This is a genomic window from Candidatus Bathyarchaeota archaeon, from assembly GCA_026014585.1.
In the GTDB taxonomy this organism is placed as follows: domain Archaea; phylum Thermoproteota; class Bathyarchaeia; order Bathyarchaeales; family Bathycorpusculaceae; genus Bathycorpusculum.
The window spans coordinates 1-1,172 of the sequence record JAOZIA010000003.1; the positions used below are offsets into that span (position 1 = coordinate 1).

At 42.2% G+C, this 1,172-nt stretch carries 2 protein-coding genes and 1 pseudogene; all 3 read right to left on the bottom strand.

From position 1 onward, the window contains the following. Window positions 1–486, bottom strand: a 486-nt coding sequence (locus NWF01_02990; protein ID MCW4023984.1) for a hypothetical protein, incomplete at its 3' end; no start/stop codon positions are given. A gap of 75 nt (window positions 487–561) precedes the next feature. After that, a pseudogene (locus NWF01_02995) lies at window positions 562–660 on the bottom strand (AbrB/MazE/SpoVT family DNA-binding domain-containing protein). Between the two features lie 107 nt (window positions 661–767). Continuing rightward, a partial coding sequence (locus NWF01_03000; GenBank protein ID MCW4023985.1) for a hypothetical protein occupies window positions 768–1,172 on the bottom strand: 405 nt, incomplete at its 5' end.

Sequence of the window (1,172 nt, forward strand, 5' to 3'; positions counted from 1 at the left end):
GATTCTTTCCCAGAGCCTAACAGAGGTTCGCCTGTGCTTACCTTGCCCGGTTGACCTTTGACCTTTTGTGTTAGCAAACTTTCTTATCAACTCATCCACACTCACAAGCAACGAACCACTCTTCTCTAACTGCAATCGCTTCACTCTCGTCACTGCCAGATCATTCATCAAACCCCTGAGCGTATTATCCAACCGACTAATGTAACCACCCCATACCACGGACTTCTCAGAAACACCAACAAAAGACTCGTACGCCTCTGCTCTGGCAATGCGAATTAAATACATGGCAACCCTTTCCACCAAAATCCGATCCGCAACCCCCTCTAACTCAAACTCATCACAAAGCTCCCTTACAAACTTGCCAAAAACACGCTTCTCCCGAGCACACTCACCCCCTACCCGAAACTGCTTACAATCACCATTTTGAACACACCTATCACAAAGCATAAACCCTGACCGAAAAAACCCATGCTTCAAAGCACTCACCAACCCTACCCCACAAATACACTATCAACCCCCACTTTTTTGTTTTACCTTGATGACCTCTACAAGATCCAAACGCACATAATCCCCAGCTTCAATCTCGTGCAACTCCCTTAGTCGCTTGGGAATTGTAACTTTACCGTCCTGCAAGACCTTCGCAACAAACCGCTCCAAAATAACTACCACCAATATTACAAAATATCACAAAAAATACTTAAATGTGACCAATTTTAATCCCAAACCCAAAAAAACAGTCCAACCCAACACCAACACAAAGCTCATGCTCAAGGAACGAAAGTTAATCCTGCAGAACCATACTGTTTTATGGCTATGCATCTAACTCCATAATTAACTAACACAAAAGCTGAAAGAATAAAGAAAACTACAAAAATCAATGTAGCAACACGTTTTCGGTCCTTTAAATCGGCAAACTTGAAAAGCTTTTTTGCACCCAAAATAATTCCTGATGCCACATAAATGCTAAAGGGCATCAAATACAAGAAACGCGCCTGCCAGGGAAACTCAACAAAAAGCATGGCAGAAGCAATAAGCATCCAACTGAGCAACAATCTATTATAACGATCTTCATAATCAAGAATCGAAAACACACCTGCTATCCCAAGAATTATTGCAGGCGCAAAAGCATAGAATCCTCCAACATACCACCTAAAAGTCCTGTCCAAAAAATA